Annotated in this window: 35 protein-coding genes; 23 read left to right on the forward strand and 12 right to left on the reverse strand. The window is 60.3% G+C overall.

Features of this window, described 5'->3' with window-relative positions; genetic code table 11:
• Window positions 1-54 precede the first annotated feature (54 nt).
• The gene (locus tag SCD90_RS13705; RefSeq protein ID WP_319845252.1) at window positions 55-837 is read left to right on the forward strand and encodes a Crp/Fnr family transcriptional regulator; all 783 of its coding nucleotides are present in this window, start codon (window positions 55-57) and stop codon (window positions 835-837) included.
• 32 nt (window positions 838-869) lie between these two features.
• Entirely contained in the window at window positions 870-1,133 is a 264-nt protein-coding gene (locus tag SCD90_RS16670; protein WP_425265693.1) for a DUF6894 family protein, read from the forward strand.
• Window positions 1,134-1,811: 678 nt separating this feature from the next.
• Here the strand turns inward: SCD90_RS16670 and SCD90_RS13710 are convergent.
• Window positions 1,812-2,087 (reverse strand): hypothetical protein, encoded by a 276-nt coding sequence (locus tag SCD90_RS13710; RefSeq protein WP_319845253.1) that lies wholly within the window; start codon window positions 2,085-2,087, stop codon window positions 1,812-1,814.
• Between the two features lie 37 nt (window positions 2,088-2,124).
• Between SCD90_RS13710 and SCD90_RS13715 the strand changes: the two genes are divergently transcribed.
• From SCD90_RS13715 to SCD90_RS13725, 3 genes are all read left to right on the forward strand, one after another.
• Window positions 2,125-2,391: a hypothetical protein gene (locus SCD90_RS13715; RefSeq protein WP_319845254.1), complete on the forward strand. Its 267-nt coding sequence runs from the start codon at window positions 2,125-2,127 to the stop codon at window positions 2,389-2,391.
• A gap of 101 nt (window positions 2,392-2,492) precedes the next feature.
• Entirely contained in the window at window positions 2,493-2,753 is a 261-nt protein-coding gene (locus SCD90_RS16675) for a DUF6894 family protein (RefSeq protein ID WP_425265700.1), read from the forward strand.
• 798 nt (window positions 2,754-3,551) lie between these two features.
• Window positions 3,552-3,797 (forward strand): hypothetical protein, encoded by a 246-nt coding sequence (locus SCD90_RS13725; RefSeq protein WP_319845256.1) that lies wholly within the window; start codon window positions 3,552-3,554, stop codon window positions 3,795-3,797.
• 69 nt (window positions 3,798-3,866) lie between these two features.
• On the opposite strand, the gene SCD90_RS13730 is transcribed toward SCD90_RS13725, so the two are convergent.
• Window positions 3,867-4,088: a DUF6894 family protein gene (locus tag SCD90_RS13730; protein WP_319845257.1), complete on the reverse strand. Its 222-nt coding sequence runs from the start codon at window positions 4,086-4,088 to the stop codon at window positions 3,867-3,869.
• A gap of 175 nt (window positions 4,089-4,263) precedes the next feature.
• On the opposite strand from SCD90_RS13730, the gene SCD90_RS13735 reads away from it, so the two are divergent.
• Together SCD90_RS13735 and SCD90_RS13740 are read left to right on the forward strand one after the other, a co-directional pair.
• Entirely contained in the window at window positions 4,264-5,013 is a 750-nt protein-coding gene (locus tag SCD90_RS13735; protein WP_319845258.1) for a Crp/Fnr family transcriptional regulator, read from the forward strand.
• 415 nt (window positions 5,014-5,428) lie between these two features.
• Complete coding sequence (locus SCD90_RS13740) at window positions 5,429-5,698, forward strand: hypothetical protein (RefSeq protein ID WP_319845259.1); 270 nt, start codon at window positions 5,429-5,431, stop codon at window positions 5,696-5,698.
• A gap of 123 nt (window positions 5,699-5,821) precedes the next feature.
• Here SCD90_RS13740 and SCD90_RS13745 read toward each other — a convergent pair whose 3' ends face one another.
• Window positions 5,822-6,001 (reverse strand): hypothetical protein, encoded by a 180-nt coding sequence (locus tag SCD90_RS13745; protein WP_319845260.1) that lies wholly within the window; start codon window positions 5,999-6,001, stop codon window positions 5,822-5,824.
• Between the two features lie 106 nt (window positions 6,002-6,107).
• Between SCD90_RS13745 and SCD90_RS13750 the strand changes: the two genes are divergently transcribed.
• Window positions 6,108-6,476 (forward strand): energy transducer TonB family protein, encoded by a 369-nt coding sequence (locus tag SCD90_RS13750; protein WP_319845261.1) that lies wholly within the window; start codon window positions 6,108-6,110, stop codon window positions 6,474-6,476.
• A 487-nt stretch (window positions 6,477-6,963) separates the two neighbouring features.
• Here the strand turns inward: SCD90_RS13750 and SCD90_RS16680 are convergent, their stop codons facing one another.
• Both SCD90_RS16680 and SCD90_RS16685 read right to left on the reverse strand, forming a co-directional pair.
• Window positions 6,964-7,227, reverse strand: a complete 264-nt coding sequence (locus tag SCD90_RS16680; RefSeq protein WP_425265694.1) for an Imm27 family immunity protein — start codon at window positions 7,225-7,227, stop codon at window positions 6,964-6,966.
• A gap of 42 nt (window positions 7,228-7,269) precedes the next feature.
• Window positions 7,270-7,581, reverse strand: a complete 312-nt coding sequence (locus SCD90_RS16685) for a DUF6966 domain-containing protein (RefSeq protein WP_425265695.1) — start codon at window positions 7,579-7,581, stop codon at window positions 7,270-7,272.
• On the opposite strand from SCD90_RS16685, the gene SCD90_RS13755 reads away from it, so the two are divergent.
• Both SCD90_RS13755 and SCD90_RS13760 read left to right on the forward strand, forming a co-directional pair.
• Window positions 7,498-7,701 carry a hypothetical protein gene (locus SCD90_RS13755; RefSeq protein WP_319845262.1) on the forward strand — a complete coding sequence of 68 codons (204 nt, stop codon included), beginning with the start codon at window positions 7,498-7,500 and terminating at the stop codon, window positions 7,699-7,701. The two genes, SCD90_RS16685 and SCD90_RS13755, sit on opposite strands and share 84 nt — an antisense overlap.
• 63 nt (window positions 7,702-7,764) lie before the next feature.
• Entirely contained in the window at window positions 7,765-8,118 is a 354-nt protein-coding gene (locus SCD90_RS13760; protein ID WP_319845263.1) for a hypothetical protein, read from the forward strand.
• Between the two features lie 244 nt (window positions 8,119-8,362).
• On the opposite strand, the gene SCD90_RS13765 is transcribed toward SCD90_RS13760, so the two are convergent.
• Complete coding sequence (locus SCD90_RS13765) at window positions 8,363-8,653, reverse strand: hypothetical protein (protein ID WP_319845264.1); 291 nt, start codon at window positions 8,651-8,653, stop codon at window positions 8,363-8,365.
• A 2,473-nt stretch (window positions 8,654-11,126) separates the two neighbouring features.
• Here SCD90_RS13765 and SCD90_RS13770 point away from each other — a divergent pair.
• From SCD90_RS13770 to SCD90_RS13785, 4 genes are all read left to right on the forward strand, one after another.
• Window positions 11,127-11,489: a hypothetical protein gene (locus SCD90_RS13770; protein WP_319845265.1), complete on the forward strand. Its 363-nt coding sequence runs from the start codon at window positions 11,127-11,129 to the stop codon at window positions 11,487-11,489.
• Window positions 11,490-12,134: 645 nt separating this feature from the next.
• Window positions 12,135-12,368: a hypothetical protein gene (locus SCD90_RS13775; RefSeq protein ID WP_319845266.1), complete on the forward strand. Its 234-nt coding sequence runs from the start codon at window positions 12,135-12,137 to the stop codon at window positions 12,366-12,368.
• A gap of 378 nt (window positions 12,369-12,746) precedes the next feature.
• A complete protein-coding gene (locus SCD90_RS13780) occupies window positions 12,747-14,477 on the forward strand; it encodes a putative bifunctional diguanylate cyclase/phosphodiesterase (RefSeq protein ID WP_319845267.1) in 1,731 nt (576 codons plus the stop codon).
• Between the two features lie 518 nt (window positions 14,478-14,995).
• Entirely contained in the window at window positions 14,996-15,760 is a 765-nt protein-coding gene (locus SCD90_RS13785) for an EAL domain-containing protein (protein WP_319845268.1), read from the forward strand.
• 52 nt (window positions 15,761-15,812) lie between these two features.
• On the opposite strand, the gene SCD90_RS13790 is transcribed toward SCD90_RS13785, so the two are convergent.
• Window positions 15,813-16,727 carry a hypothetical protein gene (locus SCD90_RS13790; protein ID WP_319845269.1) on the reverse strand — a complete coding sequence of 305 codons (915 nt, stop codon included), beginning with the start codon at window positions 16,725-16,727 and terminating at the stop codon, window positions 15,813-15,815.
• 514 nt (window positions 16,728-17,241) lie between these two features.
• Between SCD90_RS13790 and SCD90_RS13795 the strand changes: the two genes are divergently transcribed.
• Genes SCD90_RS13795 through SCD90_RS13815 form a run of 5 tightly spaced genes read left to right on the forward strand, consistent with a single transcriptional unit; the run spans window position 17,242 to window position 19,256 of the window.
• On the forward strand, window positions 17,242-17,826 hold the full coding sequence (locus tag SCD90_RS13795; protein WP_319845270.1) for a hypothetical protein: 585 nt from the start codon (window positions 17,242-17,244) through the stop codon (window positions 17,824-17,826).
• 39 nt (window positions 17,827-17,865) lie between these two features.
• Window positions 17,866-18,246 (forward strand): hypothetical protein, encoded by a 381-nt coding sequence (locus SCD90_RS13800; RefSeq protein WP_319845271.1) that lies wholly within the window; start codon window positions 17,866-17,868, stop codon window positions 18,244-18,246.
• Window positions 18,247-18,278: 32 nt separating this feature from the next.
• A complete protein-coding gene (locus SCD90_RS13805) occupies window positions 18,279-18,614 on the forward strand; it encodes a Rap1a/Tai family immunity protein (protein WP_319845272.1) in 336 nt (111 codons plus the stop codon).
• Window positions 18,615-18,622: 8 nt separating this feature from the next.
• Window positions 18,623-19,048: a hypothetical protein gene (locus SCD90_RS13810; RefSeq protein WP_319845273.1), complete on the forward strand. Its 426-nt coding sequence runs from the start codon at window positions 18,623-18,625 to the stop codon at window positions 19,046-19,048.
• Between the two features lie 49 nt (window positions 19,049-19,097).
• Entirely contained in the window at window positions 19,098-19,256 is a 159-nt protein-coding gene (locus tag SCD90_RS13815; RefSeq protein WP_319845274.1) for a hypothetical protein, read from the forward strand.
• On the opposite strand, the gene SCD90_RS13820 is transcribed toward SCD90_RS13815, so the two are convergent.
• Entirely contained in the window at window positions 19,246-20,091 is an 846-nt protein-coding gene (locus SCD90_RS13820) for a hypothetical protein (protein WP_319845275.1), read from the reverse strand. The genes SCD90_RS13815 and SCD90_RS13820 overlap by 11 nt on opposite strands.
• Complete coding sequence (locus tag SCD90_RS13825; protein WP_319845276.1) at window positions 20,013-20,609, reverse strand: hypothetical protein; 597 nt, start codon at window positions 20,607-20,609, stop codon at window positions 20,013-20,015. Before SCD90_RS13825 ends, SCD90_RS13820 begins: the two co-directional genes overlap by 79 nt.
• Window positions 20,610-20,793: 184 nt before the next feature.
• Here SCD90_RS13825 and SCD90_RS13830 point away from each other — a divergent pair, with 184 nt between their 5' ends.
• The 4 genes from SCD90_RS13830 (at window position 20,794) to SCD90_RS13845 (ending at window position 22,591) form a co-directional block, all read left to right on the forward strand.
• Window positions 20,794-21,165 carry a hypothetical protein gene (locus SCD90_RS13830; protein ID WP_319845277.1) on the forward strand — a complete coding sequence of 124 codons (372 nt, stop codon included), beginning with the start codon at window positions 20,794-20,796 and terminating at the stop codon, window positions 21,163-21,165.
• 18 nt (window positions 21,166-21,183) lie between these two features.
• A complete protein-coding gene (locus tag SCD90_RS13835) occupies window positions 21,184-21,378 on the forward strand; it encodes a HigA family addiction module antitoxin (protein ID WP_319845278.1) in 195 nt (64 codons plus the stop codon).
• Window positions 21,375-22,022: a hypothetical protein gene (locus SCD90_RS13840; protein ID WP_319845279.1), complete on the forward strand. Its 648-nt coding sequence runs from the start codon at window positions 21,375-21,377 to the stop codon at window positions 22,020-22,022. Before SCD90_RS13835 ends, SCD90_RS13840 begins: the two co-directional genes overlap by 4 nt.
• Window positions 22,023-22,270: 248 nt before the next feature.
• On the forward strand, window positions 22,271-22,591 hold the full coding sequence (locus SCD90_RS13845) for a PilZ domain-containing protein (RefSeq protein ID WP_319845280.1): 321 nt from the start codon (window positions 22,271-22,273) through the stop codon (window positions 22,589-22,591).
• Between the two features lie 86 nt (window positions 22,592-22,677).
• On the opposite strand, the gene SCD90_RS13850 is transcribed toward SCD90_RS13845, so the two are convergent.
• The 3 genes from SCD90_RS13850 to SCD90_RS13860 all read right to left on the reverse strand — a co-directional run bounded on the left by SCD90_RS13850 (window position 22,678) and on the right by SCD90_RS13860 (window position 24,753).
• On the reverse strand, window positions 22,678-23,520 hold the full coding sequence (locus SCD90_RS13850; RefSeq protein ID WP_319845281.1) for a recombinase family protein: 843 nt from the start codon (window positions 23,518-23,520) through the stop codon (window positions 22,678-22,680).
• Between the two features lie 430 nt (window positions 23,521-23,950).
• Window positions 23,951-24,184: a hypothetical protein gene (locus SCD90_RS13855; protein ID WP_319845282.1), complete on the reverse strand. Its 234-nt coding sequence runs from the start codon at window positions 24,182-24,184 to the stop codon at window positions 23,951-23,953.
• 278 nt (window positions 24,185-24,462) lie between these two features.
• The gene (locus SCD90_RS13860; protein WP_319845283.1) at window positions 24,463-24,753 is read right to left on the reverse strand and encodes a ribbon-helix-helix domain-containing protein; all 291 of its coding nucleotides are present in this window, start codon (window positions 24,751-24,753) and stop codon (window positions 24,463-24,465) included.
• Window positions 24,754-24,861: the final 108 nt, after the last annotated feature.

Raw genomic sequence — 24,861 nt, forward strand, 5'->3', positions numbered from 1 at the left:
GTGGGCGAGCGGTCAGGATAGCTTTGGTCGGATCCGTGGGGCGGGACGTCAATCGTGGACTTTCAGACTAGCAACCACATCCTCGCAGCATTGACGGTAGAAGATCGAAGCCTTCTTCGTCCCCTCCTTCAAACTGTTGATCTGCCGCGCGGGGCTGTGATCGAAGCCGAAGACGCCATACCGCCGTTCGTCTACTTTCTCGAAGGTGGTCTCGCTTCAATCCTCGCCGTGACACCCCATGAGGACGACAAAATCGAGGTTGGCCTTTACGGCCGCGAAGGCATGTCCGGCACGGCGATCCTGCACGATGTCGATCACGGGCCGTTGCGAACCGTGATCCAGTGCGCAGGATCAGCCCAGCGCGTGCAATTTGCCAAGCTTCAAGACCTCTTGGTCCAGCGCCCGGCGATCTCTGCGGTATTCTCGAAGTGGCAACGGGTATTTGCTGTCCAGCTTGCCCACACCGCGTTGAGCAACGGCAGGAACTCGCTAGAGAAGAGGCTAGCCCGCTGGATCCTCATGGCTCACGATCGAATCGGTCATGAATTGGATCTGACGCACGAGTTTCTAAGTGTGATGCTGGGCGTCCGGCGTGCCGGCGTCACGACCGCGATCCACATGCTTGAGGGCGAGTACCTCATCAAGGCGACGCGTGGACGGATCGTCGTGCTGAACCGGGTCGGACTCAAAGAGCGCGCCGGGGCTGCGTACGGGGTTCCTGAAGCTTACTACGAGCGCGTCCTGGGTCGGCCCGTCGCAAACTTTGCCGAGCCTGACCAACCTGGCAGAACCGAGCAGTCGAGCACCCGTATCCCAGCGGCGGCTTCCGGAACCTGATCCACAAACCTAGCTACAGCGCAGGATGCTCGATGCCGAAGTTCTATTTTGACGTCCGTGACGGGTCGAGGTTCATTCCCGACGAGGAAGGATCTAACCTCGCGGATCTGGCCGCTGCGGAACGGGAAGCTGCCGTTGCAGCCGCCGAGATTGGGCGCGAACGCCTTCCTCAAGGCGAACTCCGAACGATAGTGGTCGAAGTTCGAAACCATCATGGTCAGCGTGTTCTCACTGCGACCGCGGCACTCACCGTAGAGCGGGTTGTCCCTGAGCCGGGACCTCAGCTTTCGGACTGAACTCTGCATGAGCCGCGAGTGGCAGATCATGCTGCTGTGCATCGCTGCTACGGCGCGGTTATCTTGCTGCTGAGGCGGCTGACGGACCTAGCGCTGTCTTAGCATAAGCTCGACGCAGTACTCGCGCGTGGGTGAGAGCATGTCTCGGCACAGTTCCGGCCCCGGATCATAGTGCCACCATGAATGCACAGCCCCTGTGATGAGGACCGCGAGGATCGATCCTAGGATCAACGGTGTCGCTTTATCCATCGGCTACCGATCTTCTTCCCCGGCTCCGCACGCCCATATCCGGCAACGCAGGGAGGAGCGGCTATGTTCATGACAGTGGTGAAGTGGCTGTTCTTCGAAGTCGTTGAGGCGGGGCTCTGGCGGTTCCTGGCTTCGCTCTGGCGGTCCCGGGCGCCTCGACGTCGTCGCCCGCCGAGCTTAAACCTTGGGGCTGATCAACACAGGCTCTGAACATCCGGAGCGAACAAAGAGGGGCGCTTGTATGAGCTTGGTGTTCGGATCCGCCAGTTTTCTCGTTGGGCTTCTCATGATCTTCGTCGGGCGACCAGGTTCGTCCGGTGAAAACCCCGCGTTCCTCCGCAACGGCTTCGCTGAGACTTTTTATCCCGTGACGTGCCTCGGGCTGCTCGTTGTTGGAGGCGCCTTCGTAGGAAAGGGACTAGGCCTCATCTAAGGCGGCACGTCCTCTGCCGGCCGTGTCGCAGCTTCGACATCCTCAAAGCGCGCGCCGCACTTCGGGTCGTACTTGCCTGGCGGACGCTGCCACGGCTTGCGCGCATAGCGGCAATCCTTCGCGAGTTCCTGCAGCACGTCGATAAGACGCGCGTCCGCGCCGAACTGCACCGCCAGCCGCACCAGCCGGTACACCCCTCGCCGCAGGCAGACCACGCAGGTGATGCGCACCTTCACCCACGGATAATCGGAGAGTCGACTCGGCGTCCTCATTATGGGAACAAAGTGGGAACGCGCAGAGGAGTCAACGATGGCCAGCGAGACCCTGTTCTTTGCTCAGTCCTTCCGTGTCGATGGTCGGAGGCTAGTTGGCAGCACGCCCGAGAAGCACCGCTCGGCAGAAAAGGCGAAGGAGGCTGCGGAACGCATGTCAGCGACGAAGATCGGTGCGGTAGCCTTTCAGGTGACCGGCGATCACGACGGCGAGTTCGATCAGCCTGTGGTACTGTTTAAGGCTGGCCGGCTGCCGAACGACCTCGCTGAGGCCGAAGTCCTAGGCGAGCCGCAGTTTGATTGAGCGGTGGGCTCGCCAATGCGGACGGCCCTATCCGGCGACTGCCCAGCTCGCTATGGTTTAAGCGCTCGCCGGCCGGTGATGCCGATCCGGTATGGTACGAAATGCCGCTCTTCCACTTTCAGGTCCGAACCGACACGCACGTCCTCGCTACCGAACCACTTGAGCTCGCAGATACGACGGCCGTCCGCATTGAGGCCGCGAAGCGTGCGGGCGATTTGTTGCGGGTGCATGCGGATCAGATCTGGGTCGACGAAGACTGGCGGATCGATATCACTGATGACGCCGGCCTCATCCTCTTCGTGCTCCACATTTCAGCTCATCGGACTAGTGCCACAAGCGCTCAGGGCGCAGCTGAAGGTTAGAAACGATGTTCTTGGAACCGTACGTGAGTTTCTTGGTTCATGGATCGACGGTGCCGGAAAGGGCCTGCCACTACTAAGGCGGTGCGCTCACCCCGGATGCACTGGAAGAAATTGTCGCCCTAACCGTGAGCACTTACAGGGCGGCGGCATACTTCCGGCACCTCTCTTCATTGTCGTCGCGCGGTGCAGCTATGGCGGATCACGAAAAGCCAAGCACGACAGCCTCCCAGGCAATGATGCTCGACGCCCTGCAGGCGCTCCGAGGCAGTGGTGCATCAACTGCTCCCAACGCCCTGCAAGCCGAGGAACGCGCTGCCACACGTATCGACCAAGCCTTGACCGCACTCCGCGGATCAACAGACCAGACGCCGCCTGAGTTAAGACCTCCGAGGACATGAGTTGGCCGCCTCGAGACGTTGATCATCCTCTGGGGCATGCGATGGACGAGCCTGGAGCGCCAGCCGTTGCCACTCCGCAGCCATTCTAAGCCAAGTAGCCTTGTCGGCTGTCACAGAAGCCTGCTTGGCGTGCTCCTGACACGCCGCCGCCTTGCGATGGTACTCGTCTGCTTTGGTGGTCATGGATCTTCTGCGCTCAGTGCGGGCACTCTTCTACGCGCCTGACCAGCCGATGCCCAGCGCGTCGAGCGCCGCAGTCAGCTGGCAGCGCAGGCAGACGCCGGGTCTGGCCGGCGCGACGGAAACCACCTCGACGCGCTCCGACTTAATGGCCGCACGCAGCGGCACCGCATAGGCGTCAGCGATCAGGCGACGGCATGGATGCCGCGCACGATGTCCAATGGCGCTCGGTACAGCCGTGGTTCTCGGCAAGGTGCTTGTCGAGTTCTGCGGCTTTGCCGCAAAACTCCGCGAAGCCTCAACTGAGCGAAGATCCTGCTTGCTTGTCCGAGAGTTGCTTAATGTGACGATCAATCTGCGCGCCCATCCAGACGATCGTACAGATGATGACGAGAAGCCCCACCAGGAACAGCGCGAACGGCTTAACGACCCGCATCCTGCCTCGTCCATTCTCGTAGCAAGATGACGTCGTGGGCCGCCGGTCTTCGAACACTGCTCCGGACCCTCATGCGATGCCTTGGTCCCACAGTTCCCACTAGTGGATCGAGAACTTCAGATTGAGCACGGGGTGGCTGGCTTCGTCCGTGACGATCATCTGCCAGTCCGACGTACCGGCAACATCGTCGCTAAATTCACGCAGCATCTCTCCTGCAGCTCGAACCGCACACCGCCGTACGACAACCATGTCAGCGCACTCCGCGCCGATAGGATCGGGAAGAAATCTGTTGTCGATGATGTTGAAATAAAAGCGCGGCATGTCGACTCCGATCTGGGAGCGACATGCCGCCAAATGACGGCAAACACCGCCGCTTACACATCGGGGTTTGCAGGACTATCCACAAGGGTTTTTAACAAATGATAAGTTTGACCTGCTGCCGAGTGCCTACCCTCTAGAGGAATGTGAGGCAGCGCTTCGCAATGGAGAGGCGCGCATGATGACGTCCCTGGCTCATGGCGCCGGACCTTTGATCCGCAAACTTGAACGCCTCATCCGGCTAAACGACGATGAGCGACAAGCGCTGGATCAGTTGCCGTTACGCATTGCCACGTTTGAACCCGGCCACGAGATCACCAGACAGGGAGACAGGCCGCAGCATTGCGTCGCGGTCCTGGAGGGTTTCTGCTCGGTGTCGAAGATCGTTGGAGAGGGTGGACGATCGATCGTGTCGTTCCACATCCCGGGAGACATTCCCGACCTTCAGAGCCTGCACGTAGCCGAAATGGACGTGTCTTTAACGGCCCTGACCAAGACCAGGGTCCTTCTCATCCAACACGAGGACGCTCGCCGGCTTTGTGCTCAATCCGCCGCAATCACGCATGCCTTTTGGCGTGAGACGCTTATCGCGGGCGCCATTGCAAAAGAGTGGGTCGTGAACCTGGGGCAACGCGATGCGCTCGCAAGGGTCGCGCATCTCTTCTGCGAGACAATCGCGCGCCTGGAGGTGGTAGGTCTCGCAGATGATCGCCGCTGCCACTTCCCTGTGACGCAGGAACAGCTCGGCGAGGCGATGGGCTTATCCACCATCCATATCAACCGCACTCTGCAGGAACTTAGAAGCCGCGGCTTGATCTCGTGGGAACGGGGCGATCTGGAAGCTCTTAGGTGGGAAGATTTGAAGGCGGTGGGCGACTTCGATCCAGGTTACCTCAGCCTCGCGCCTGATTGGGTAGTGCTTCGCTGATTTGAGACAATGATGCTTTCATGCCAATGGCCACCCCAAGAGCCACGATGGCAGGACAGAGCAACCAGCTCATCCTATACGGGCAAGTCAGCAACCCTGCACCATAGCGCACCGCCAGAACCGTTCTTAACAAATGATGGGCTCGTCTTCTGACGAAGATTGCACCCTTTGATGAACCGGTTGCCCACACCCACCGGTTGGGCTGACGGGGCCGCGGCCGCTCGCCGTGGTCCCGTACGCTCTGGGGGCCGTATGGATCCTTACTTTGTTATCGCCTGTTGGGCTGTCTTTTCGATCATCGTTCTGCTCGCATGGTTCGCGACCGTGCGCCAGGAGCCGGACGACCTGCAGGATTTTCAACAGAAGCACGTTCAACGCAGCTCTTCGACGTCTGCTCACCAGAAAGTGCCAGCCGATGCAGAGACTTACAGCTCTGATCAAGTACGAGGGTGAGCTCTGGGCCGTCGACAATGGCGACGGCGCGCACAAGCTTTATCAAACGCGCGACGCCGCACTACGCAGCGTTCTCAACTGGGCGAACTCCGTAGATCAGGATCCGACAGTTATTCAGCTGCAAATCGTCGGGGAGGACGGGATAACCTCACGCCTGGCCATCGAAGCGGTACCGGGTGCGATCCTGTTCGACAATCTATGCCCGTGGGTATGGAGCGACGATCATGCTTGATATCTGAATGGGCTGCCCGTCCGCCAGCAAAGCGGACTTCCTCTTTAATCCATCCCCCAGCGCTGTGGTCCTCGAAACCGACCTCCGTAGCGGCCGAAAGCTCGCCCCTGCCACTAGGGGGCTTCAGCGCGGCGGTTCGGCAATCAGGATTTCAGCCGAACGGGTGGACACCAAAGGCCACCATTGCTGCACCGGATTGCAGCGGTCGTAGATGGTCACGTTGTAGCGGCCGAGGCCGGGCCGCGCTCCAGGCGGCACGAACACGATCTGTGTGAACTCGTACCGGCCGCTCCGATTGAACACCGGCTGCGGCTGCACCCCGAGCGTGAACAGGTGCCATGAGCTCTAGCATTGTCGTTGACGGCAGGCTTTAGGTCAGCTTCTGTCGCGCAGGTTGCAGGGGCTAAAGATGACAGCTTGGGTACGGGCGGCGGCGCCGCTGGTGGCGCTCGCCGTTTGCGGGTCTGCAGGCTCAGCGGCCGCAAAGTCAGATCCTAGAGGGCGCGAGGCGATTGTTGCCTACACCAAGGAGATACAGCGCAGCCTCCTCAGGAACGGCGCAAACAACCCCGAACTGAAAGCAGCCAAAGGTCGCCTGGACCTTCAGTTCACGATCCTTGCGGACGGACGGACCGCCAACTTCCAAATCAAACGCCGGGTGGGAGCCAATCGCGAGGCTGAGGCCGTTGCCAGACAATCCGTCGCTGCAGGCTTGCCGCCTATTCCACGCGGCATGGCCAAGCAAATGAATATTGCGGTGCCAGTTTGGTTCGACTAACCGGGTGAAGGCCGGTGCTATTAACAGCTCGCCCGAAGAGTTCATCAGCTCTGCTGCCCGACCCGCTGGCAAGAAGCCTGGGCTACTGTGTGTCGCTATCAGCTGCCCAGTGTCTGGCGATTGTCAGCGCGTCATCAAGGACGGAAGACAACTCGGCGAAAGACGCCGTAAGGCTCCTCACGCGGTTCAGCCTGGAAACTCCTCTGACATTCTGTCCGACCCCGATCCTGACCTGTCCAGCCTCAGGCTCGCCGACATCAACTTGCACCCGACTTCGACGTCCAACATCGAGGTAGAATGACCTAACTTCCTCGCCCTGATGGTTGAAGTACCAAGAAATGCCGTTCGCCATTCCCCAGCTTAAAAGGATGGGATCGATCTCGCTGTACTGCGACACGGCGGGGATCTCCTCAGATGAATGCACACCGGTTGCCCTGCCGGACGCAACGCGACTTTGCCGGCCCAGAAGCAATGTTTCCAAGGCGAGCTAGACCCATTCCTCAGCATGGGCCAACTCAAGCTCTCGCAATCTTCTAGGTCCACCTCCATGCATATGGCTGTTGGGATAAGTGAGCTCCCAGAACCGGTTGGTCCCGCGATGTTGGTACAGGCTCCGCCATCCTCCGTCGGCATAAGCTACGTGGACTAGGCTACCTTTGAGTAGTGCCGAGATCTCTGCAGAGTCGCCCTCAGCGCACACCCGCCCATTACGCAGGACCCAAGTTTCAACCAGAGCACGTTCAGGCTTCATTCTGACGTCCGCTTCTCTGAGACCAGTTGGGACTGGTGATTTCTACTCAGGTCGTTTCTCTGCTTCGCGCTGCAGCTTATGGGCAATGGAGGAGGCCTCTGCCAACATCTCTCGAAGCTGTTCTGTGGCGGCGTGTACGATCCTGCCTTCTTTCCATAGAAGGAGGTCGTTTATAGACCCCATGCCGCCAAAGAGCCTTAGGAAGCAAACCAAGCCGTAAGCGTCCGACCTTTCTATCGAAGCGCGCGAATGCCGAACCATTGGCGACCAATGTTCGTCACCGTACCGGGTCAGGTGCTCCTCGATGCTCGCGAGAAGACGGGCGAAATGAGCGACTTCCGGGTGCAACTGCATCTCGGGCAGTGTTCGACAGAAGCGCTCTCCTCGCAAGCTGAACTCGCGAGGCGCACCAGCCGGTACACTCCGCGCCGTGGGCAGACCACGCAGGTGATCCGAACCTTCACCCACGGATAATCGGAGAGTCGACTCGGCGTCCTCATTGTGAGAACAAAATAGGAACGTTTTTCGGAGTCAACGATGGCCAGAGAGACCATGAAGCTCAGCCTTGTCCCTCTCGAAGTGGTCAATCCGATCTTCGCCGGCATCGTCACGGATGGCCCGGACTACGTCGTCCTGCATGATCGCTGGCCGATTGGGCGCATCCGCTTTGACCGGGGCAATGGTGGTGGCGGATATTGGTGGTGGGGGCTGACCGCGCTCCACCCTCTTAACCTGACCACCCACGGCCGGGGCGACACGCTTGAGGAGGCACAGGCGAGTTACAAGAAGGCGTGGCTAGCTTGGTTGGACGCGGGCGGAGACTTTGAGGACACCCGGCACATCAACAGTGCATTGACCCAGTTCGAGCCCGCAGCACCTGACGATCGCTGATCATCAAGCTCAGCAGCGGCAGAGGCTAATGGCCTGCATCTGGGTCATACTAGATCTGCCCTTCTGCATGCGTCTAGAATGGTCCTGCACGTGTAACCGCAACCGGCAGAGATGCGGACGGATGCTGGACGTGACGAACCCCTATCTTCTCATCGCTTTAGGGGCAGCATTTACCGTCGGCATGACGGTCATCTGGTGGATGCGCCATCGTCCTGGGCATGATGAAGAGGATCAGGGTTAGATGTCAGGCGCCGGACCAGCCGATGCCGAGGCTTTCGAGCGCGGCGGTCAGTTGGTAGTGCGGTCCTCGCAGCCAAACCCCCGACGCCCCTGGCACCGTCTCGACATGAGCTTTGCTGATCGCGGCACGAAGCTGCACCACGTAGGCTTCTGGATCCGGCGACGGCAGGAGGGCGCAGCACGATTTCCAATGCCGGGCGGTGCTGTCCGGCTGCTGGCGAAGATGCTCTTTTAGTTCGACCGTCTTGCCGCCGTCCATGTGAACGAAGCTGCGGTGCGCGATCTCGACTTTCATGCCGCCAATCGCCCCGATTGGTAGCGAGTCTGCAATGCCGCGTCCGAAGCAACTGCATCTGTAACTCGGCCGAGCACTCTGCTACTAAAGTCGCAGCAGGGGCTTGGGGCATCTGCTCCGGCCGAACTCAACTGATATTGGTTGGTCGGGTTCTCGATAGCGGCGAGAACGAGGGGCTGCTACTTGCAGCGTGGCAGCCCCGCCCTCCTTCAATGCTCGTCAAAGCGCCCTTGCTCGCCGCCAAGCCGCATCACCTCAGCTCGTTGGTCCACGTTTTCGTCCGGGCCGCAAAGGCTTCGGTCCAGACACGAGCCGGCATGCTTCGACGACAATTGTCAGAAGGTAGTGGATGAACGTCAGCCTGTTCTGCTGAGCGACGAGGCAGAGCCCCTCGCACGTCTCAAGGATGTATGCAGCCGCCTCTGCAGATGATCGGCTTTGGTGTTCGAGCTCCGACATATCGCGACATGTGCTCTTACGATCCCGATATTCGAGTCTCTCAAAAGTCACAGACTGCAGCAGGCTTAACCGAGCATCTATTCATCGCGCAGAATCGGAGTTAGACGAAAGTACAATACAACCGCTGGGGAGCACCTACAGATGAAGACGAAGGCCCTACTTCTGGCAAGCACAGCTGCACTGTTCTGCGGCGCGGCAAATGCTGCTGACATGCCCGCGTACCCCGTCGAAGCCCCAGCCATCGTTGCTGAGAATCCGTGGGACGCTTTCGTGTCTGTCGGCGCCGGCTACAGCTTCTTCGACGTAGGCGACGACCTCGCTTTCGGTGGCCTCGGTGGCGACGACGAACTCGACTTCGACGACTTCCAGGCGGAAGTGCGTGCTACGGCCGCCTACCAATTCGCCAGCTTCGGCGTGCAGAGCGACGTGGTGTTCAACTACCAGAGCTTTGACTTCCCGGAGATCGCGCCCGGTCTCAACATCCTCGACAGCGTCAAGACCACGGACGTCGCTGGCCATGCATTCTGGCGCAATGACAGCTTCCTCCTCGGCGCCTTCGGCCAGTANTGACTTCCCGGAGATCGCGCCCGGTCTCAACATCCTCGACAGCGTCAAGACCACGGACGTCGCTGGCCATGCATTCTGGCGCAATGACAGCTTCCTCCTCGGCGCCTTCGGCCAGTACGGCCTGACCAGCGCTGACATCCTCGGGCCGCTCGGCGTTGACTTCGACCGGTTCTACGGCGGTGCGGAAGCTCAGGCCTATTTCGGCAACTTTACGCTCTACGCTCAGGCCGGCTACCAGAACCTCGATCTCGGCATCGACATCCCGGGCCTCGACGACGTCGACGGCTTCTTCGTGAACGCTGAAGCACGCTACTTCGCGACGGAAAACTGGAAGCTCTTCGTCAAGGGCGGCTACAACACCGCCAGCATCAGCGCTGACCTCGGCGGCGGCGCCGACTTCGAGCTGGACTTCGATACGATCACGATCGGCGGCGGCACGGAATACCGTCTCAACGACAGCCCGCTCAGCATGTTTGCCACGGCTGAGTACATCCACAGCGAGACCGATGGCCTTGAAGACCTTGGCGCTGGCGCTGAAGGCGAGTTCGGTTCCGTCAAGGTTCTGGCTGGTCTGAAGCTCAATCTCGGCACGCAGACGCTCCTTGAGCGTGATCGCGCGGGCGCTTCGCTCGACCCGGTCAAGGACACTCTGTTCAACAACCTTGGCGCCCTTCTCGGCGGCTTCCCCACCCCCGACCCGATCCCCCAATAAGCAGCTAGCAAGTCGTGAAAGCCCCGCTTCGGCGGGGCTTTTTTTCGTTAAGTTTGCGAGAAGCGATTTTGCCAGCCTTGAATAAAGCGATGGCCGTGGATGGCTCTTTGGCTTGTGCTACCCATCTTTGCGGTGTGCAGGGCAGTGCAGTCCGTGATGGAACACTGTGCGGGAAACGCCCCCCAGCTTATGAACCCGTAGCGAGCGAAAGCTCGCCCCTGCCACTACATTTCCGTAGCAGCCATTCCGCCGCTGCCGGCGGCATCCCAGATCACAGTGATGGCTCCGGTTTAGATCGGCTGCGGCATCTCCCAGCGGCCGCCGGCGCCCGCCACGATGTCGGTGAGGCTCGTCGCCGAAGGTCCTACCTCGTGGGCGTCGCCGCTTCTTGCTTGATACTGGCTAGTATATCCGCCGCCTTCTCGTGTATTTTTCTCTCGTTAGCTTGTCAACTGGAGATGCTGTTGATGAAACGCGAAGGAAGAAGCGCCGAAAGAACGAAACGCCATCTTTCTGAACTGATGACCCGTGACGGTTTACGATCAATGATCGCGGAAGCTTCGGACAGGCTTCTCCGGCAGCAGTACCACGTGATTTCATTGCACCGAGGGCGCCTAATGGCATTTCGGCAACACAGGTCTGTGTCATCAACTTTCGTCGCATGGCGCCTTTGACTCTCAACCACCGGCTGCGCGATGTAGCGACGGGTTGGGGGAAGTCATGAGAGTCCATATTTTGATCGGCGCCGTTGCGGTGCTGGGTACAGCTGCTTGCGCTCAGAAACCTGAGACGATCCAAGCGTCGTACATCAGCGACGTCGGCTATCAGAGTTGGCGGTGCGATCAGCTTGCCGGCGAAGCCCCACGCATCGAGGCTGCCCTTGCGCAAGCCTCTGCCCAGCAGAACCAGACCCGCTCCAACGATACCGCAGGCGTGATCTTCCTAGGTCTGCCCGTTTCGTCGATGAGCGGCGGAAACGTCGCGCCAGAGATCGCGCGCCTCAAGGGCGAGAAGGAAGCGATCCGCCGCGCGATGACCCTGAAGGATTGCGGCCGCGCAGCGCCAGCCTCAAGTGCTCCTTCGAGGCGTCCTTCCTGATGGATCGCTCGAAGCAGGCGAGCGGCTCAAGGCCGCCGTTCGACGCTACCCGGATGCGACGGTATTCGTGACATGCGCGCTGGTAGGCGCAGTTTTCGGGCTCATGTTCGGGGGCATCGGCATCGCCGCTCTCGGGGGTGCCATTGGCATCTCAGGCCCGCTTCTTTTCGGGTCCCTATTCGGTATAGCCGGTCAAAGGATCTTTAGACGCCTACGCTCGAGGATCGGTTTCTAAGGGCGTCGGCTAAGGAGAATAGCTTCGATGACGAAGGCAACAATCCTGTCGCTGTTGCTCGTGGGCGTGCTCGTCTACTTCGTACTGCGTGCGCTCTAGAGGCTGCTGCTTTCTGCTGCCCCTTGAGAAGCCACCGGGCGATTGCGGCGTGCGGGAATAAACGTCGGTGCGCTTCGTTAGCTTGCTGTCAGCTCCCCTTGTCGGGCGAGCCAGCCCTTGCTCGACGGCGCGGGCCGCCACGCCATTGCTCCCCAGTAATGTCGGGCGGTCCATGCGCTATCCGACGCATTGTAGTCGTCAGAACTTGTGCGAGGCTGGATCGCTGGCAGTACCCAGCCTCCTAGGCCAGTCGTGGCGCCGCGTTGAAGCAAGCAGCGGGCGCCCCCTGTTTCTCGGAACGGACTACCTTGATGGAGAACGGCATGGCAGACGAAACAGAACACAGGGGCGATGAGATCGAACTGATCGCACAGGCTGATGTGGCATTGCCAACTGGCGAGATGATCATGGCGGGCACTCGGATTTCGGGCCGTCGCGACATCGAGGACAGCCCGCCGAGCTTCAGCTTCCCCGCTGAAGAGCCCGCCTCCGACATCACCGGTCTGGTTAAGTCCGGAGATCTGAAATTCGATCAGCGCGCCTGACTTAGACTCGCCTCCCGATGAGTCCGCGTAAGGTTTAGAGGGACGCGAACTCAACTGGCTGATATTCCGAGGGCGGTGACGCCACGATCCAGGCGGACACGGTCTAGCATCCGCACTTTGTTGCGTATGCAAAGTGGATTTAGGGCTCGGCTTATGCGTGTTCACGAGCAACTCGGTGGGCAGCATCTTCGGCGGAATGGATGTCGATGTTGAGCGAGATTGGTCCAGCCTCGTTAAGGAGCAACTGCGGACCCCAAGGATCCACTAGAACAGGGCGCATACGAGCGTGCACCAACATGGGGCTGCAACGGTAAAATTAAGGGCAAGTTTGCGAGAGGCGCTTAACGGCTCGCGTGTAGATTGCGCTCTGGAGGGCCCGTGAACAGCGAGATGAGTTGCACAAGCCGAGCGGTAACATCAGAAAACGGCCGCTACGAGCAGATGCTCATGAGTTCTGCGACGGCCGCAATATGCGCTGGACCTGACAACCTGATCGTGTCCTGGAACACCGCTGCCGAGCACCTTTTCGGGTACAGCGCGCTGGAGGCTGTCGGAAAGCCACTCTCGATCATCATCCCCACAGGACATCGGACGGCACATGAGGCCGGCTTGGCCCGTGCCGTTCAGAGCGGCCGGGCACGCCTTTCTGGGCATGCAGTCGAGATTCTTGCGCTGCATGCTGACGGGCGGGAGATCCCAGTCGAATTGTCACTCTCGATGTGGTTCGAGGCGGGTCAGCCCATGTTCGGTGCCCTGGTCAGAGACATCGTTGACCGGCATCAAGCGAAGAAGCGGCTCGAACATCTCGCGCACTGCGACACGCTTACAGCACTCCCAAACCGCAACGCGCTGCTTGAACTTCTCGCAGCGGATGTCGGGAGGGTGCAGTGTTCGCTGCTGCTGCTCGATCTTGATGGCTTCAAGCACGTGAATGATAGTCTCGGTCACTCGTTCGGGGATCAGCTTCTGGCTGTGGTGGCAGCAAGGCTGTCGGCCGCCGCTGGACCGCTGGGATTTGTGGCGCGTTTGGGCGGTGATGAGTTCGCGGTCTTGCTTTCCGGCTGCGCCGACCCTCTGAAGGTGGATGATGTCACCCGCCGGATTTTCGAAAGCCTCGATCCGCCGATGGAGCTCGCTGGGCAAGCGGTCTACGTCGGCACCAGTATCGGCATCGGGATGTCGCCGAAGGATGCATCCGAGGTTGAGCAATTGCTCTCCTGCGCAGACCTTGCGCTGTACGCCGCGAAGGGTCGCGGAGGAGGCGTACGGACATTCTTTGAGCGGGCAATGCAGAATAGTTCAGAGGAGAGACATCGCCTCGGCGCAGAACTTCGTCAGGCGCTGGCTCATGACGAGTTCGAGCTCTGGTTTCAACCCCAGCACTCCTTGAGGAGCAATGAGCTGATCGGTGCGGAAGCGCTCCTGCGGTGGCGTCACCCAAGCCGAGGCCTTCTGAGCCCGCACTCCTTCATAGAAGTGCTTGAGGAGAGCGCAATTGCTGAAGACGTTGGCGATTGGATCTTGCACAAGGCTTGCGCAACAGCAGCCGGCTGGAAGCGCAAGGGGCTCCGGTCCGCCCGCGTAGGAGTGAACTTGTTTGCGGCGCAGCTACGCTCCGGGCGCCTTTGTGATGTCGTGTCGGCGGCTCTCCTGAAGTATGATTTGTCGGCAAATCAGCTCGAGTTGGAGATCACCGAGAACACGGTACTTCGGCACAGCAATCAGTCGACAACGGACCTGGAGAAGCTCAGGGCGATGGGAGTCGGCATTGCCTTCGACGATTTCGGCACCGGCTTTGCCTCGTTGAGCCTTTTGCAGAAGTTTCCGCTGACACGTTTGAAAATCGACCGAAGTTTTGTCGCCGAAATCGATATCAAGGCAGGAGATGCGGCGATCGTCCAAGCGGTTATCAAGATGGCCAGAAGCCTGAACCTCACGGTGATCGCTGAAGGCGTCGAAACCGCGGAGCAGGAGGCTACTCTCGTGCACCTCGGTTGCGACGAAGCGCAAGGTTACCGCTACGGGCGCCCCATGCCGTCAGACGTTTTGGCTGAAGTCTGTCTTGATCGCCGCTCGGCCGTGCGGCGCTCGCCTGCGCTGGCGAGCTGACATCCCAACCTCGATGAGCGGTCCCATAAACTCGACGCTCGAGGGCGTGCCCGCTCTAGCCCTTCGGTGACGCGCCACTTTCAAAGGGACGATCTTTCAGTGCGCCACCTGCGAAGAGTATGAGATCTCCGACTTCGAACTTTGGACCCGCGCATTTCAGCTGGTCAAAGGGGATGAGAGAAGGTGGGAACTCAGTCGAGCAACGCTTGGCTGAACCAGGCCAACGACCTCACCTGAAGATCGCTAGCGGAGCCCAGCAAGAGAACGGGCGCTCGACGGCCTAGCAACATAGGCGGCGCATCTCTGCCTACAAACTCGATCAGCGTGACAGGGACGGGCGAGGCATGCACAACCTTCCACGCACACTCATGAAAAAGCGGCCCACGGGCCGAGAGGTCCTGAGTACGGTTCCTACGTGCGGGAACGGGCGAACCTTTCAAGGTCCGGCATGCAATGCACGGCTTCGAAAGGCTTTCGATGTGACATTCCAGATTCTGGAACATTAAGTCGAGCCGTCGATGACATCTACATGCGCAGCTTGCCAGGACGGGACGCCACTTGCGTTCGACTTCAGCATGGCATTCCAGCCGATCCTGGACGTTCAGATGGGCTTTGTATGGGGATATGAAGCACTGGTGCGTGGCACCTCAGGCGAGAGCGCGTACAGCGTGCTCAGCCAAGTCACCGAGGACGCGCTCTACAAGTTCGACCAGGCCTGCCGCGTGAAAGCCATCGGGCTCGCTGGACAATTGTTTCCTACGAACGAGGACACACGGCTGTCCATCAATTTCATGCCGAATGCCGTCTACGAGCCCGCCGCCTGCATCCGCGCCTCCCTGGCCGCGGCCCGAGAAGCTGGCTTTCCGCACCGCCGCATCATGTTCGAGTTCACCGAGAACGAGAAGCTCGACGTCCAGCACGTCAAGCGCATCATCTCGGAGTACAAACGCCTCGGCTTCATCACCGCGCTTGACGACTTCGGTGCGGGTTATGCCGGGCTCGGGCTCCTTGCGGAATTTCAACCCGACATGATCAAGATCGACATGCACCTGATCCGCGACGTGGACCAGAGCGCGGCAAAGCAGGCCATCCTGGCCGGCCTCGCCTCCATTGCGCGCCAGCTCGACATCACCCTGATCGCCGAAGGCGTGGAAACGCGCGAGGAGCTCGCCTGCATCCGCGCCTGCGGGATCAAGCTCGTTCAGGGCTATCTGTTCGCCAAGCCAGCGTTCGAAAGTCTGCCTACCGTCGCCAGTTGGGCTGTGCTCGACGCTATAGGCTAACCAGGGCTGACGGAAATGGTCGGCACCTAGCAGCCGAAATGATGGATTGCGGTCAGGTGTATTCGAGGCTGCTGCCGAGCGCCTCAGCCCCCTCAGAGGGCCACTCCAGATCAGAGTAGAGCCTCACCTGAAGGCTCGTGCGTTCGGAGAAGCGGTAGGCGTTTGCCGCCAGCAAGCGTTGCCCCGCTTCGGCTGCAGCCTTCTGACCTTTGCAAGCCTCAACGACAGTGTCGACCTCACGTCCGCTTCGAGCATCATCTTCGACAAAGACGTGGAGCACAGCGTACCAAACGCCTTTGCCGGTGCGATGACGCGCCTTGATTTCGCGTTGCCGATCAGCCTCGGCGGCGAGGCCAGCATAAAGGCAGCTAGGGTCGAAGATGTCTCGGCTTACTTGACGGGCTTCGAACGCTAATCCCTTCAGCGCCGGTTCCGATAAACGTGCAAGCTTCTGCTCGATATCAAAGAGAAGAGGCCGAATGTCTCGCAGGGCAGATCTCGCCTCTGATGTGAGGGGAGGCTTCTTCGGCGCGGCCCCCGCTATGGACTTCACATACACGCCATCGTCCGCGAGGTCAGGTCTAAGCAGGCCTGCAATCCGGTCTAAATCCTCCGCCATGACGTCCCAGCGGTGCTCCCTCTCCCACTCCCTGCGCTTTATCGCTGGCTGAAGGTCGACCACTTTCCCATGTGGCTTTTCCTCTGAAAAGTTGAGGGCCCATGGCCTGTGGAGGTCTTCCTGAAGCTGGCCTCGTTCTGAGAAGCTCCAGTAGCGGCCCACTGCATCCAAGATCTGGACTGCCCGACCGCTTTCGTTCTCCACCACGATCTCGGCAATCCGTTGCCGCGTGTTGGCGTACTGAGGAAGAGCGTGGTCCTCATGAACAAGGGCGTCAGTTGTCCGCCTGGGAACGAACTTGATGTCCCCGTTCTCCTCGAACAGGTACCGCCGAATTGTGATTGCCATGGATCATCCCCGCGCGGATGGATTCTAGCCGTCACTAATCTGCCGTTTCAACCGCGAAGGTTGAGGATCGTGCAATCAGGAGTCGTGATCACCCTTCGCGTTCCTGGTTTGGATTAACCCCATGCCTAAAAGCCAATTAGCGACGGCGAGGCGCACCGCCTCAGGCCTAGAGGGTTTTGGGTCAGGTTGCTGAGCAATCCAGGCATCTAGCGGCTCAAGCAACGGTGGCTGCATCCGCACCACGACCTGCTCGCCCTTGCCTGTCGGAGCGGGGCCCCTTTTCTTTGCTAGCACAGTTGTTGACTTTGCCATGGATACCGTGCTACCACGGAAACAAGCCGAAGGGAAGTTGGCGCTTCCGCTTCGGCTCTAACCCGAACCATGGAGCTAAGCCATGTCTCAAGCTGGTCAGCAGAATATCACACGCAGGTCTTTCGCGCGCTCGTCATTCGCTTTAGCCGCGATCTCAGCAGCCGGCGCGGGCGCCGCACTAGCCTCGGAAAGCTCAGGTAAGGTGACCGTTTCCCTGCCTGTCCTGATTGAGGCGCACAAGATTGCTCAGGCCGAATATGACGCGGCTATGGAGGCGTTCGACGTAGCCGAAGATGCCACGATAGACGCAGACCAAGCATCACCCGTCACGACGCCATTGTTCTTCACGCCCAACGGCATGCCCCGCAGCAACGTGAGGCTCGGCTCCCGTTGCGACCACGATGGGGCCGGCATCCGGGAGAAAATCGAAAGGTGCCACCGGGATCTGACCGGATCAGGCCTCTACAATCCGCTGCATGTGGAGGCCTCCCGCACCCGCGCTCTAGCAAGCCTGGAGGCTGCCGTAGCCGAGATACAGAGCCGGCCCGCCACGATTGCCTTCAGGGCTTCCGACGAACGGTTTAGCCAATCGCTCAGGGTGCGGGATGCGGCTTGCCTAGATCTGTTCGCCCATCGCCCTCGCGATGCGGCCGATGCCGCAGCACGAGCCGCCTATGTGCAGCAGGCCGAAAGCTGCCGAGCTTTCTTGGAAGGCACCACCGGCTGCCATGAAGACGAGTTCCTCGAGAACCTGCTGCACCGGCTGATTTCCGATCCGGTCGCCTGACGACCTCTAATTTTCCTCTCCTTTAGTTGAGACCTGATCATGCTGAACACGACCCTTCCGGCCAACGCCATCGGTTTGCCTGCTGCAAGACACTTCGCTGGCCTCCGCACTCATGAGCTCGCAGCCCTTTATGAGGCTGCTGGCATTGCCCGAGATGCATTTATCGGCGCCAGCTTACAGCCGCGCGTCACCTCTGCGGGGACTGACGTTGCGTTCATGCTCAACGAGGCAATGAACGAGATTCAGCAGCTGATCGCGCACGAGATAGAGACAACCTCCCGCCCGCTCTGCCGGTTCGATGACACCGCCGAGGATCGCATGATGGTCCTTGTCGATTGGGCCTACCGCACTGGCAGCGGCGTCACAGGAATGCTGGAAGCGGCGCAAGCCGTCATGACTTTGGAAGGAGCCGATCAATAGACGATCACTCTGACGTATGATTAGGGTGACCGATGCTCAAAACTGCTATCGCGCTGCTGGCGATGACCGGCTCGGCCCATGCCCTCGATTACTGGAACACCGGGAACAGACTACACCAACAGTGCTCCGGTTCAGGCCGAGCTTTAGTGGGTGCCTATGCAATCGCTGTTGAAGACACCGACACTCAAGGGGGTCACGTCAAACGCGACTACTGCACACCGGACGGCATTGTCATGGGGCAAGTGATCGACGTCGTCTGCACCTACCTTCAGAACACCCCCGAGAAGCGGCACTATGTGGGGCCGATCCTTGTGCGAGAAGCGTTGACGAAGGCTTGGCCTTGTCCTTGGAAGAAGTACCAGCATTGAGGGTACTGATGCAGCTTGGCTGCGGTTTTATTTGCCTAGCTCTGCTCTCTGGAACGGCGCTCGCGCAAACCACTGCTGATTCCCAAGCGGCGTTGAACAATTGGGGGCACGAGCACCTCATATGTGCCGCCTACAATGCCGCCGTTTCTGAGTGCATGCTGACCAACCCTAGTGGCAAGGCAGGGTCTGACGCCTACAGCGAAGTGTCAGACGTGATGTTCCAGAGAGGCTATCAAGCTTCGAAGGCAGCTGGCCTCAGCGATAAGGCCATCATGGCTAAGGCCGAGATCGCCATGAAGGAGATGATGTCCACGATTGAACAGAGCTGCGCGAACATCTCCGTTCTCTTTGTGCAGCACGCTGTGTCCTGTAAATCTCTGGGCGAGAACCCTGGCGAGCGGTTCGAACAACTGAAAGGCGGGCACTCTAGGTGACTGGCGGCCTACTATCGACCACGACCCGAACGAGTTCACAAAGCCCCCGATGGTGTGGCCGTTCGCATGGGCCATTCTGGTCATCGGGTGGATCGGCTACCTGTATTTCTATCCATTCGACTGGTTGAGCTTCTGCGTAGGTGCGGCATCGGCCGGAATACCGCTGCTGCAGATGCTCGACCGGGCTCTTGAGCGGGCTAAGGGATAGTCACCTTGAGGCGGTTGCTGTTGCCGCTGCCACGCCCCGCCGCCTGAGCGGAAGATGTCGTCAGGATCGACGTGACGAGGGCGCGCTGGCTGGCGTTCATGTCGCGCACCTTCTGCGCCTCCTCCAGGATCGCGCGAGCCATTTCCGGCCGGGTTTCGACAAGCGCCCGGCCCACACGCTCTATGACACGAGGCGGCATGGCCTTGCCTTCATTCAGGATGCGCCGGCCGGCTGCCAGGGTCGCGGCCACCAGGCGGCCTTGGAACAGGTTGTTCAGCACTTCCGGATCAAAGCCGTTCATCTCGGCAGCATCCGCAATGTTGTCCGCCGTGCGCGAGCCTCCTAGCGCCGTGTTGCTTGTGGCGAACATGGTGTTCTCGCGCTCGACCTGACGCCCGAGACGGTCAGCGCGGCCGGGAGATGCGAACGCCCCCAGCTCGGCCCCGGTTTTCTGGCTGGTGAGCCCGCGCGCCTTGTTCACGCCCGGCGCGGCACGCTCAATGCTCTCGTTCAACTTGTCGGCGTACCCAATGCGGAACCCCTGCTGTGCGGGCGGTTGCATGCGGCTGAACTCGTCCACATTTTCGGCCGCGCGCCCACGAGTCACCGCCATGGTCCCGCGCTGCTGCGCATCTGAGATTTGCGCCGGGCCAGCGTACAGCCCGCGTGCCGTCTTGTAGTCTGGGTTCAGTTCATCGACCTGCGACAGGAATGCGCGGCGCACCTCGTCAATGGCCCGGCCACGCTCGTCCAGCATCAGCCGGCCCGTAGTGCCGTCTCGGTAGCCTTCCAGAACGTTGTCGATGCCCTTCTTCGTGATGTTGATGGTGCGCATGTTTGGCACCGCCTGCACGATGGGTCACCGGCCTCATCGAACCCATCCACATAGTCGAACGGGTCGAACTTCTCCCCACGCGCGAGGCTTTCCAGGCGCTGGACCTCAAGCCCTTCGCGCAGGCCGCGCTTCATAATCGGATCGGCGAAGAACTGCCCCAGACGTTCGTCTTGAACCGCCGGTTGAGCAAGCGCCTTCTCATAGAAGGGCCGGGACGCATCCTGCCCCCACTGGCGCAGCTCGGCCGCCGATTGCCGTGCCGTCGATCCGGCGTCGAAAGCCTCGTCCACATAGGCGCCGAGGCGTGCCCCTTGCCCTTCCTTCCGTGCCAAGAGGCGCTCCACCACCGGCTGCCGTGCATCGTTAGGCGTGCGGGCCACCGTGGAAAGCGCGCGCTGTCCGGCGTTGCCCATGGCGTCGGCCATCATAAACTCACCCTGCATGTCGCGGCCGGCGGCAATCATCAGGCGCTCGATTTCTTCAGGGGTCTTCCCGGTCTTCCCGAGCGCAGCGGCCAAGGCGCGGCCAGCAAAGTCGTCGGGCCTCAGGCGGGCCTATGAGCAGCGGGGCGTCGAGTTCATTCCCGAGAACGGGGGCGGCGCTGGGGTGCGGTTCCGGGACCGGACGCAGAGCTAAGGGTGTGGGCTTACAATTCCGCAGGTTGCGCGGCATGCTATAGTTCGATCACGATTTGAAGACGCCATGAGCCAGAGCGCACCCAAGATCCTGATTGGCGGGTTTATCATCATGTCCGCCGCTTCCTTGCTTGTGCTGGGAAAGTGGATTTCGTTGGCTCTTCCCTTCATGGCCCTGCTGACAATGGCCGTTGTTACGTTTGCAGGCGCACGGGCCTTTTACCCGTTCGTTGACGCTTGGAAGCTCGGGTCTTCGAAAGTGGCCTATTATGCGCTGAACGTGTTGCTGTACGTGGAAGTAAGCTTGCTTCTGAACTCATCCGTCACCGCCTTTTATGAACCCGCATGGGGCATGCTCATTCTTGCTCCACTCCTTGGCTACATGGCTGTTCTTGGGTTGAAGGTCCGTCAGTCCTCATCCGAACCGGGCCGCCGCTGATGACGGCCCGGTAAGTTGATGGATACGTCGCGGCAGCCTTTGCACGCGATCCTTGTGGGAGAGCGCTTCGTCACACTCGACATGGCTGCCCGCCTCGGCAAGCTGTTCGGCAACGGGCCGGGCCTCTGGCTGCGCATGCAGGCCGCTTATGACACCTGGCATGCGGAGCGCGAGGTGGACACCAGCGCCATCAAGACACTGGAGTCGGCATGACCGGAAACGAAGAAAAGAAGAGCAGGAAACGAAAGGGTATCACCGCCGCAGAGCTCCAGAGCCAGTTGGAGGCCGATCCGGCCTACGTTGAGCGCGTCAAACAAGAGGAAGAGGACCAGGCCGCCCGAGCAGCCGCCGCCGCCGAAGAGGAACGGCCAATCCTAGCTGACCTCAAGAAGGTCGGAATAGAGGTCAACTCAATTTGGTGCATGGTGAACAGCAAGGCGAAGTTCATCCCGGCACTACCGTACCTCGTGAAGCATCTTGGCCTGCCTTACTCTAATACAACGAGAGCGGGGATCGCGCGTGCGCTAGCTGTTCCAGAGGCCCATTTCGCGTGGGATTTCATTGCGCAGCTCTATGTCGATGAGCCTGAGACCACCGACGGCTCCACGAACTGGGCCAAAGAAGGTCTAGCTCTGGCCTTGAGCGCCGCCGCCACATCTGCTGAGTTGACGCGCGTTTCTGCGTTGATGAGTGAGCAAAAGCACGGACCCAGTCGGCTGTATCTCGTCAATGCCTTGCGGAGACTAGATGGGGTAGAAGTCGAAGCCATGCTGCGCCGCTTTTCGGAGGATGAGCTATTCTCCGCCGAGATTCGCGCGGTGTCGGTAGCGAAAGCCAAGAGATCCAGGCGCCGGTGAATGCGGGACGGGCCAGTTAAAGAAAACGCGGATAACGGGCCGAGATCGCGGCCGTAGGGTGGATCCAGATTTGGATGCCCCCTGCCGTTTTCTAGCGGCGGATAACGGGCTGAAATCTCAGCCGCTAACAAGGCGTCATGCTTGCCAGTCTCGGGACTGCCGGCCCCCGGCTCGAAGCAGCTTTTTTGAATAAAGGTCGGACCTCCGCCGGAGAAAACCCGTTAAGCCGCCCGTGCTCTAATCCAGGGATGACGGATGCCTACCACGACAGCAACAAGCGCCGTGCGGCCCGGCGACGCGTTTACAAGGGCGCGCAGCTTGTGACGCATGGCATGTATTCGACCTTCGATTGCGTCGTTCGCAACCTGTCGGCTACGGGCGCTTTGATCGAGGTGCCGTCCACTGTCGGCATACCCAACGCGGTGACATTGCACATCAATGACGGCTCGCTAGAGCGAAGCTGCGAGGTTGCATGGCGTACTGAAGTGCGATTGGGCCTGCGCTTCGTTGCAGAAAACTCTGCGAGGGACGGCGCTCGGGGGCACCTGGGGATCTCGGCGGCCCTTTAGATCACCTCAGACCATGGTGACGGGCAACCTGCTAATGGGTGGTGGGTACTGAGACCGTAAGATGCGGAGCTATGAAACTTAGGCGCTCAGATAATTGAGACGTGGGTGCCCTCCTTCAGGACATGCACCTCTCGCCCTCCATACTGAAACAGGTATTCGACCTGCCCGCGGTACTTCGGATTGTCGAGAACATAGCGGACGGTCGCCGGCCACCACTTCCCGCCACGGGCCGTAGGGACCAGTTCAGAATTGAGCGCGTCGGCAATCTGCTGAAGCCCCTGCCTTTCGGCCCGAGCTGCGAAAATCCTGCGCACGGTCACGGCCTGAGCATCGTCCACGGCAAGGCTGCCCTTGCTGTCCTTTCGATAGCCGAGCGGCGCGGCGCCGCCAGCATAGCCGCCACGGGTGGCCTTCTCACGCCGGCCGAGGAAGGTGCGCTCGGTGATGACCGCCCTTTCCTGCTCTGCCATGCCGGCGAGGATGGCGAACACGGTGCGGCCCATCGGCGTCGCGGTGTCGATTGGTTCGGTCACGGACCGGAGCTGCACGCCTAGACGCTCGTGAAGGTCATTCGCTGCCGTGACGGCATAGACAATCTGGCGAGCCAGACGGTCGAATTTCCAGACTAGCAGAACCGCGAAGGCGCCGGCCTCGGCAAGGTCCTTGACGCGGCCATAGCCGGGCCGCTCGCTCGGGGGCGTGGCGCCTGAGATGCCGGGATCGCTGATGACTTCCGCCAACTCATAGCCCTGGCTTTCCGCAAAGGCGCGAATGGCCTGTTCTTGCGTGGCGAGGCCATAGCCGGATGCCGCCTGCTCTTCCGAGCTGACGCGGATATAGCCGACCGCCTTTAGCGCGACCTCCGAGCGGGCCGTCTCTTTCGCCTTCACCTGGCGCTGCAGACGTTCGACCCGCTTTGACGTGACCATGACCGCTCCGCTCGACGGGCTCAGAATTGAGCCGGTTGGGGCCAATCCACATTGGATCGGCCACTTTCCCAGCAGCTCTTTATGAACTCTCGTGAGAATTTATAAACACGGCACGCCAACGCGCAAGCGGTAAGCGGTTTACGGTATGCGTGGCTGCAGGTTAAGTTTTGCTAAGGGTTCTTCCGCGTCGGCGGTTCGCGCCGGCCGTTCTCGATCCGAGCCTCAGCGCGCCGTGCCGTCTCTGATGAAACCCGGACGCGCTCGGCACTGGCTACCCCAATCCTTGCCGCAAGCTCACACGCTAGACGGGCTTGGCGCTCTCGGAGTTGGATTTCGCTAGTTGTGAGCTTCGGGTACGGGTGCGCCACGGCCGGGGAGATAGCCGCCACCCTCAAGGCTCAATGCACTGCACGCTTTCCGACAGTTTCCGCTACTTGCCAGAGAACCCCGGATCGCCGCTGCCCATGTAGATCAAGACGCCGTAGAGGAACACGATCCAAGCCATGATGAGCGCCACAAGCGAAAGGCCGAATAGCAGCAGCCCGCCCTTCAAGGTCGCCACCAAGGGCCTCGGCTGGCGCCGCCCCCAGAACGCCCATGCAATGATGAATGCTGCGGCCAGCCATGCAGCGCCGACCAAGTCGTAGTTCAGTCCCTCGTACAAGGCGTCACTTCTCGAAATCCTCTAGCCCCGTTCAACTCCGCGCCCTTATTTGCCGACGAGGGCATACCAGGCTGCGGGAATAACGAACCACGCAATGCAGACCAGAACGCTTGTACGAAGGGCGAAGAAGAGCGCGTTTCTCGTTGTGCCAGCCCGACGTCTCACCAGCCAGTACAGCACGAAGGCTGCGGCACCGACCGTAAGAGCGACCGCAGAAACAAGCAGCAGGTTCCATACGAAGGTGCTCAGAAGCTCCCAGGCAAGGCCGGTCGCTTCTATCACTTCTCGAAGTCCTCTAGGCTCGGCTCGCCATACTTTGCCAGCATCAGGTTGACGCCTTCGCACAGGAAGTCGTTCACGCGCTTATCATGATCGAGGGCCATCTGTTTCAGGCGCTTGGACGCGGCGCGGGGCACATAGACCGTGAGCTTGTCCACGGCAGGCTGCGGCTTTGGATGAGTAGCTGTAATGGACGTAACCGAGTTCTCGCCAGATATGGCGGAAACTGGCTGCTCAGGCTCGCCACTGGCCAAGGAGGATTTCATCAAGGGGCGAGGCTTCTTGTTCATTCGATCTCCAGACTTCACCTTATGAGGCTTGGGACATGGGTCCGGCTAGCTGAGTCGGTACGGAGCCTTCATCCAAATTAAATCGTCGGGCTGAGCGTTATTTAAGAC

Source organism: Terrihabitans rhizophilus (assembly GCF_033898525.1).
GTDB lineage: Bacteria > Pseudomonadota > Alphaproteobacteria > Rhizobiales > Methylopilaceae > Flaviflagellibacter > Flaviflagellibacter rhizophilus.

What these genes read in the sequence shown, in the direction of transcription:
- SCD90_RS13715 (WP_319845254.1), top strand. Translation starts at nt 2,125, where the DNA reads ATGGCCAGCGAGACCCTGTTCTTTGCTCAGTCCTTCCGTGTCGATGGT.
- SCD90_RS13760 (WP_319845263.1), top strand. Translation starts at nt 7,765, where the DNA reads ATGGCCAGAGAGACCATGAAGCTCAGCCTTGTCCCTCTCGAAGTGGTC.
- SCD90_RS13815 (WP_319845274.1), top strand. Translation starts at nt 19,098, where the DNA reads ATGGTGTGGCCGTTCGCATGGGCCATTCTGGTCATCGGGTGGATCGGC.
- SCD90_RS13730 (WP_319845257.1), bottom strand. Translation starts at nt 4,088, where the DNA reads ATGCCGCGCTTTTATTTCAACATCATCGACAACAGATTTCTTCCCGAT.
- SCD90_RS13840 (WP_319845279.1), top strand. Translation starts at nt 21,375, where the DNA reads ATGACCGGAAACGAAGAAAAGAAGAGCAGGAAACGAAAGGGTATCACC.
- SCD90_RS16675 (WP_425265700.1), top strand. Translation starts at nt 2,493, where the DNA reads ATGCCGCTCTTCCACTTTCAGGTCCGAACCGACACGCACGTCCTCGCT.
- SCD90_RS13775 (WP_319845266.1), top strand. Translation starts at nt 12,135, where the DNA reads ATGGAGAACGGCATGGCAGACGAAACAGAACACAGGGGCGATGAGATC.
- SCD90_RS13810 (WP_319845273.1), top strand. Translation starts at nt 18,623, where the DNA reads ATGCAGCTTGGCTGCGGTTTTATTTGCCTAGCTCTGCTCTCTGGAACG.
- SCD90_RS13790 (WP_319845269.1), bottom strand. Translation starts at nt 16,727, where the DNA reads ATGGCAATCACAATTCGGCGGTACCTGTTCGAGGAGAACGGGGACATC.
- SCD90_RS13835 (WP_319845278.1), top strand. Translation starts at nt 21,184, where the DNA reads ATGGATACGTCGCGGCAGCCTTTGCACGCGATCCTTGTGGGAGAGCGC.
- SCD90_RS13845 (WP_319845280.1), top strand. Translation starts at nt 22,271, where the DNA reads ATGACGGATGCCTACCACGACAGCAACAAGCGCCGTGCGGCCCGGCGA.
- SCD90_RS16670 (WP_425265693.1), top strand. Translation starts at nt 870, where the DNA reads ATGCCGAAGTTCTATTTTGACGTCCGTGACGGGTCGAGGTTCATTCCC.
- SCD90_RS13805 (WP_319845272.1), top strand. Translation starts at nt 18,279, where the DNA reads ATGCTCAAAACTGCTATCGCGCTGCTGGCGATGACCGGCTCGGCCCAT.
- SCD90_RS13785 (WP_319845268.1), top strand. Translation starts at nt 14,996, where the DNA reads ATGACATCTACATGCGCAGCTTGCCAGGACGGGACGCCACTTGCGTTC.
- SCD90_RS13765 (WP_319845264.1), bottom strand. Translation starts at nt 8,653, where the DNA reads ATGAAAGTCGAGATCGCGCACCGCAGCTTCGTTCACATGGACGGCGGC.
- SCD90_RS13860 (WP_319845283.1), bottom strand. Translation starts at nt 24,753, where the DNA reads ATGAACAAGAAGCCTCGCCCCTTGATGAAATCCTCCTTGGCCAGTGGC.
- SCD90_RS13735 (WP_319845258.1), top strand. Translation starts at nt 4,264, where the DNA reads ATGATGACGTCCCTGGCTCATGGCGCCGGACCTTTGATCCGCAAACTT.
- SCD90_RS13740 (WP_319845259.1), top strand. Translation starts at nt 5,429, where the DNA reads ATGCAGAGACTTACAGCTCTGATCAAGTACGAGGGTGAGCTCTGGGCC.
- SCD90_RS16685 (WP_425265695.1), bottom strand. Translation starts at nt 7,581, where the DNA reads ATGCAGTTGCACCCGGAAGTCGCTCATTTCGCCCGTCTTCTCGCGAGC.
- SCD90_RS13710 (WP_319845253.1), bottom strand. Translation starts at nt 2,087, where the DNA reads ATGAGGACGCCGAGTCGACTCTCCGATTATCCGTGGGTGAAGGTGCGC.
- SCD90_RS13830 (WP_319845277.1), top strand. Translation starts at nt 20,794, where the DNA reads ATGAGCCAGAGCGCACCCAAGATCCTGATTGGCGGGTTTATCATCATG.
- SCD90_RS13800 (WP_319845271.1), top strand. Translation starts at nt 17,866, where the DNA reads ATGCTGAACACGACCCTTCCGGCCAACGCCATCGGTTTGCCTGCTGCA.
- SCD90_RS13755 (WP_319845262.1), top strand. Translation starts at nt 7,498, where the DNA reads ATGTTCGTCACCGTACCGGGTCAGGTGCTCCTCGATGCTCGCGAGAAG.
- SCD90_RS13725 (WP_319845256.1), top strand. Translation starts at nt 3,552, where the DNA reads ATGGCGCTCGGTACAGCCGTGGTTCTCGGCAAGGTGCTTGTCGAGTTC.
- SCD90_RS16680 (WP_425265694.1), bottom strand. Translation starts at nt 7,227, where the DNA reads ATGAAGCCTGAACGTGCTCTGGTTGAAACTTGGGTCCTGCGTAATGGG.
- SCD90_RS13850 (WP_319845281.1), bottom strand. Translation starts at nt 23,520, where the DNA reads ATGGTCACGTCAAAGCGGGTCGAACGTCTGCAGCGCCAGGTGAAGGCG.
- SCD90_RS13750 (WP_319845261.1), top strand. Translation starts at nt 6,108, where the DNA reads ATGACAGCTTGGGTACGGGCGGCGGCGCCGCTGGTGGCGCTCGCCGTT.
- SCD90_RS13820 (WP_319845275.1), bottom strand. Translation starts at nt 20,091, where the DNA reads ATGCGCACCATCAACATCACGAAGAAGGGCATCGACAACGTTCTGGAA.